Below are 5378 nucleotides of genomic sequence, written 5' to 3' on the forward strand. Positions count from 1 at the left end.
GTGATCAAAGCTTTCAAGCGAGGCTGTGACCGCAGGGGCTTGTAAGCAAGTTTGTCAATCAGGATGGCTGAGGCTCCACATATGACCATTGCGGCGAGGAAGGCTATGCTGATGTGCAACCCGGCAACCACCAGGAAGTAAGCCGAATATGCCCCGATCATCAAAAGATCACCATGGGCGAAATTTATAAGTTTCAGAATGCCGTAGACCATGGTGTATCCCAGGGCCATCAGGGCATAGATCGCCCCGAGCTGCAGGCCATTGACCAGTTGCATGACGATTAGCTCCATTAAGCAAGACACCGCCTCTCTCTGTCGCTAAAACCGTGATCCCTATATAATTTCCCTTGCCTTGCAAGGCAAAACAGAAGGGTCCTTCCGGACCCCGGGAGAAAGGGGACAAAAGACGGGGGCAGGTAAAGGGCCTGCCCCCCCATCGGTGTTATTTTTACTTCGTGATAGGCTGGAAGCTCATCAGGTACTTGATGTTCCCGTTTTCAATCTTCAGTATGGCAGCGGGGAGAGTTTTGGGGTCGCCCTTTTCGTCAAGGGTAATATCTCCCTGCGCGCCCGTCAGACCTTCCGTCGCTGCTATTGCCTTGGCGACGACTTCCCTGTCGGTGGTGCCGGCATTTTTTATTCCATTCATGACCAGGAGGGCAGCATCATAACCCATGATCGCAAGAAGATCCGGCTCGGTTCCGTATTGTTCCTTGTAATCGTCAACAAATTTCCTGGTCTCAGGACGAGGGTCCTCCTTGGAGAAATGACTGCAATAAAAAGCACCGTCCAGGGCCTTGAGATCCAGATCGGGCGAATCCCAACCATCGGATCCGACAAACATCGCATCGATGCCCACCTCGCGGGCCTGCCTGCCTATCAGGTTAGCATCGTTATAAAAGTCAGAGAAGAAAAAGACCTCGGGCGCATGAGTTTTTATTATGCTCAGCTGGGCCCTGAAATCCATCGCCCCCGTCGGGTGTGTCTGGACCGTAAAGATCTCTCCTCCAAGTTCCTGGAAATTCTTGATGAAAACCTCGGCTACACTCTTGGCATAATCATTTCCCAGATCATAGAGCACCGCGGCGGTGCCAACCTTGAGTTCTTCCTTGCAAAATTTCGCCATTACCACTCCCTGAAAATCATCGGTCCAGCAGCTTCTGAATACGTAATTCTTGCCCGGAGTGATGGCAGGGTTGGTACCGGTTACAACCATTGGGACCCTGGCATTCTCCGCGATCGGCGCTACCGCCATCCCGATGGTGCTTGGGACCGGCCCGACTATAGCCACAACCTTGTCCCTCTCAATCAGTTTATGGGCGGCGCTTGCTCCCACCACGGGGTCACCCTGGTCATCTTCGTTGATTAGTTCGACCTTCTTGCCCAGGATGCCTCCATCTTTGTTGACCAGGTCTACCGCCAGTTGGACCCCGTTACGATGGCTCTGCCCATAAGTGGCGATCGGGCCTGTCAGCGGAGCGATATTGCCTATCTTGATAGTTTCTTCGGCAAAGGCTCCCGAAACCCCGGAAAAAAGAAGACAAATGCAAAGTGGTACGAATACTAGCCCCTTGCTTTTCACTTTTTCCTTCACCTCATTCCAATAATGATAACCTGGATCCCTTTTCCATGAAAACTTAATTCCACAACCTCATTTGCTTGGTCGTCAGCTATATACCGGGGTACCTTCTACGCTCACCACCTCCCTGAAAGCTTTCATCAGGTTGGATGTAACGGGTCCCGGGGTCGACGCCCCGATCAATCGGCCATCGACCATGCTTACCGGGCTGATCTCGGCCCCCGTCCCGCACATGAAGGCCTCATCGGAGGTGTAAACGTCGGACAAGGTCAGATCGGTCTCCCGAACCTGGAGTCCCAGGCGGGAAGCCAATTCGAGTATGGTTTTTCTGGTTATGCCGTTCAGAATGGATTGATGCCGCGGGGATAGAAGGGCACCCTCGGAAACGATCAGGAAGTTGGATCCGGGTCCCTCCGCAACGTAACCTTGCCAGTCAAGGAGAAGGGCCTCGTCACAGCCGGCAGCGTTAGCCTCAATCTTGGCCATTACACCATTCACGTAAGTCCCGGTGCACTTTATCCTCGGATCGAAACTGTCTGCCGGGATTTTCCTGACCGAGACCGTTTTCAGTGAAATGCCCTCCCCACCAAGAAAGGACGGCCAGGGATGGGCAATAATGACAACCGTGGGGGATGAATCCTTTTCAGGGCCAACGGCCAGCCCCTGGCCTCTTGAAACAAGAGGCCTGATATGGGCATCCTGCAGGCCATTTATCCTGAGCGTGCCCAAGATCGCTTCCGCGAATTCCTCCTTGGTAAGGGGAATCGTCATCGCCATTATCTTAGCCGACCGGAAAAGCCTATCGATGTGCTCCGTCAGTTTGAAGACCTTTCCTCCATATTCCCTTATACCCTCGAAAACCGTGTCCCCATACAGAAAGCCCCTGTCAAAGGCGGATATGCAGGGTTGGTCGGCCGGGACGAAGGAACCATTGACGTAGATTTTAAGGTCAGGAAAAGCTGTCACCGCGGTGCCTCCTCTCATCTTTCAGGATCTGAAGGTAGATTATAGCCTAAAATTAAATCATCAGCTTCCTTGTCGATCAAATTCCTCCAACAGGGAATCACTTTCCGGCCTGGACAAGCCTCCGAAGGTATTTTCTTCGGACGGAAATGAACCCTCTTTGATCTCCTTTTTGAACTGGGTGAAAGCCTCAACAATATCTTTGCCGACGTCCCTGTATTTCTTAACGAATTTCGGGGTAAATTTGTCGAAAAGTCCCAGCATGTCATGGAAAACAAGGACCTGGCCGTCGCAATACCTTCCGGCGCCTATCCCTATCACAGGTATCGAAAGAGTTTTGGACACGGCGCGGCCCAGTTCCTCGGGCACACATTCAAGAACGATGGAAAAGGCGCCCGCTTTCTCCACCTCTTTCGCATCTTCCAGGAGCTTCCTCGCGGCTTCCATATCCTTACCCTGGACCTTGAAGCCCCCAAGCAGTACAGAGGTCTGAGGAGTCAGACCTAGATGTCCCTGGACGGCAATTCCCGCCTCCACGATGGCCTTGATTTTTTCAACATGGGCACCCTCGAGTTTGACAGCGTCACAACCCCCTTCCTTGATCAGGCGGTTGGCGGAACTGACGGCTTGGGCAACACTCTCGTTGTAGGAACCAAAGACCAGGTCACCGACTATTAATGGGGAGGGAGCACCTCTAACAACAGGTTTGATGTGGGCGATCATTTCCTCGGTGGTAAGAGCCGTGGTGCCGGAATGCCCAAGGGTCGTCATTGCGAGAGAATCTCCCACCAGGACCATTTCTATGCCGGACTTTTCGACAAGCACGGCCTGCGAATAGTCATAAGCGGTGACCATTGAGATCTTTTCTCCGTCATCCTTCATGCGCTGCATCTGTTGGATCGTGACCTTTGCCATGTTCAAACTCACCCCCTGGTATTTTCAGCACTATTTTCATATCCTGGGCCCGAAGAATGAAGTGCTGAGAAATCCTACGGGCGCCCCTTCCCTTTCCCGATCCTTCATCCTTGCTTGTCCCAATAAGGACGAACCAGGGAACAGCAAGGCAAAAAAACAGCGCCAACCTGCCGAAAGAACAACCTTAGAGCAGCGGCTCAAAAAGTCTTCAGCGTCCCTCCCCGGGATAAGAGTAAAGCAGTGCCATTTCCTCACCCGATGAAGCTGTCCCTGTCCCAAAGAATGTGCGGGGAGGGAGAACATCAATCCTTTCGGGACGTTTCTATCGCCGTCTTTTTGGGTACGGAAACAAGGAGGCCTTTATTACTCCCTTCAAACTCCATAAAATTCAAGCCAACTGAGGCAGGTACGGACGCCGAAACCGGTGGCGCCTTTTCTGTAATAACCGTACTCCTCGTCGGAAGAATCCACGCCGGCGATGTCCATGTGCAGCCACTTGATGCCTTCGCCAACAAACTCGCGGAGGAACATGGCCGCCGTGATGGCGCCGCCGTACCTTCCCCCGGTGTTGAGCACATCGGCGATTTCGGAGCGGATCTTCTTTTTCAGGCGTTCGTCGTCCATGGGAAGTTCCCAGACTCTCTCGCCGGTCCTTCCCGAGGTTTCCTTGACGGAGGCGACAAGCCCCTCATCGTTGCCGAAGATTCCCGCCGTATAGGGCCCGAGGGCCACGACACAGGCGCCTGTCAGGGTCGCCATGTCGATGATGACCGAGGGTTTCCGCCCCGATGCGTAGGCCAGCACGTCGCCCAGGACTATCCTTCCCTCGGCGTCGGTGTTGTCCACCTCGACGGTCTTGCCGTTGAACATCCTGATGATGTCATCGGGCCGGTAGGCGCCCCCGCCGGGCATATTCTCCGCCGCACCGGCGAAACCGTGGACCTCGAGGTCAGGCTTGGTCTCCGCCACGGCCTTCATGATGGCGAGGACGTTGCAGGCCCCCGTCTTGTCGCCCTTCATGCTCCTCATGTAATCGCCGGGTTTGATATTCAGCCCTCCGCTGTCGAAGGTGAGACCCTTTCCGACGAAGGCTATCCGATCCCTGGAAGCACCTTCGGGGCGGTAGACGAGGTGTATCAACCTCGGTGGGTTATGGGAGCCCGAACCAACGCTGAGGATACCCTTCATCCCCATTTCGCCCATCTTCACTTCATCGATGATCTCGCATTCGAGCCCGCGCTCCCGGGCCATTGCCGAGGCCAGCGTAGCCAATTCGGCCGGGCTGATCACGTTGCCGGGCTCGTTGGCCAGGTCCCTGGCGTAGTTCTGGGCCCCCGCGCGCACGGAACCGTTTCTAATGGAGCCCTCACAAGCTCCATGGATAAGCAATTCCTCCAGGGGCTCCGGTTTTTCTGCCGGTTCAACCCGGGTCCTGTATTTTTCGAAGGCGTACTCCGAAAGGAGAGCCCCTTCGGCCAGGGCGGAAGCGACCTCCGTGGTCGTGCCTTCGCCGGGAAGAGCCATCATCTTCCTGCGACGGTCCTTTCCGGCCTGCCTCACCGCGAGGGCCATACCCCGACGCCATCGGTCGAGGGGTATTTCATCGCCCTTTCCAAGGCCTGCAAGGTAGATGCTCCCGACGGGACCCTGGTCGAGATCCACGGCGAGGAAACCGTCCTCCTTGCCGGTGAAGTTGAGCCTTGAAGCCTTCCGCTTCACCCGATCCGCCGCTTCGAACCCCAGTCCGTCCAGCAGGTCCATCTTGCCCTCGGGTACGAAAAGGGCCAGCGCGTCACCGCCCCATTCGGAGGGCTTTCTGTCAGTCGTCCCGATACGCATCGCCGCACCTCCACCCAATTTTTCATTCCTGCCAGTCGGCCAACAATATCATATTTCAGCGATGCGGTGGAGGCATCCCCTGA

5 protein-coding genes are annotated in these 5378 nt (G+C 55.1%); all 5 read right to left on the reverse strand.

Translation table 11 applies throughout. From position 1 onward, the window contains the following. The coding region (locus GX108_07270; GenBank protein NLO56831.1) for a branched-chain amino acid ABC transporter permease at nt 1-290 on the reverse strand (290 nt) is incomplete at its 3' end. 157 nt (nt 291-447) lie between these two features. After that, nucleotides 448-1581: an ABC transporter substrate-binding protein gene (locus GX108_07275; GenBank protein ID NLO56832.1), complete on the reverse strand. Its 1134-nt coding sequence runs from the start codon at nt 1579-1581 to the stop codon at nt 448-450. Nucleotides 1582-1665: 84 nt separating this feature from the next. Next, the gene (gene ilvE, locus GX108_07280; GenBank protein NLO56833.1) at nt 1666-2562 is read right to left on the reverse strand and encodes a branched-chain-amino-acid transaminase; all 897 of its coding nucleotides are present in this window, start codon (nt 2560-2562) and stop codon (nt 1666-1668) included. A gap of 42 nt (nt 2563-2604) precedes the next feature. Then, a complete protein-coding gene (panB, locus tag GX108_07285; protein ID NLO56834.1) occupies nt 2605-3456 on the reverse strand; it encodes a 3-methyl-2-oxobutanoate hydroxymethyltransferase in 852 nt (283 codons plus the stop codon). A 372-nt stretch (nt 3457-3828) separates the two neighbouring features. Further along, a complete protein-coding gene (locus tag GX108_07290) occupies nt 3829-5295 on the reverse strand; it encodes a leucyl aminopeptidase (protein NLO56835.1) in 1467 nt (488 codons plus the stop codon). Between the last annotated feature and the right edge of the window lie 83 nt (nt 5296-5378).

The sequence above is a fragment of the Thermovirga sp. genome, from assembly GCA_012523215.1.
In the GTDB taxonomy this organism is placed as follows: Bacteria; Synergistota; Synergistia; order Synergistales; family Thermovirgaceae; genus 58-81.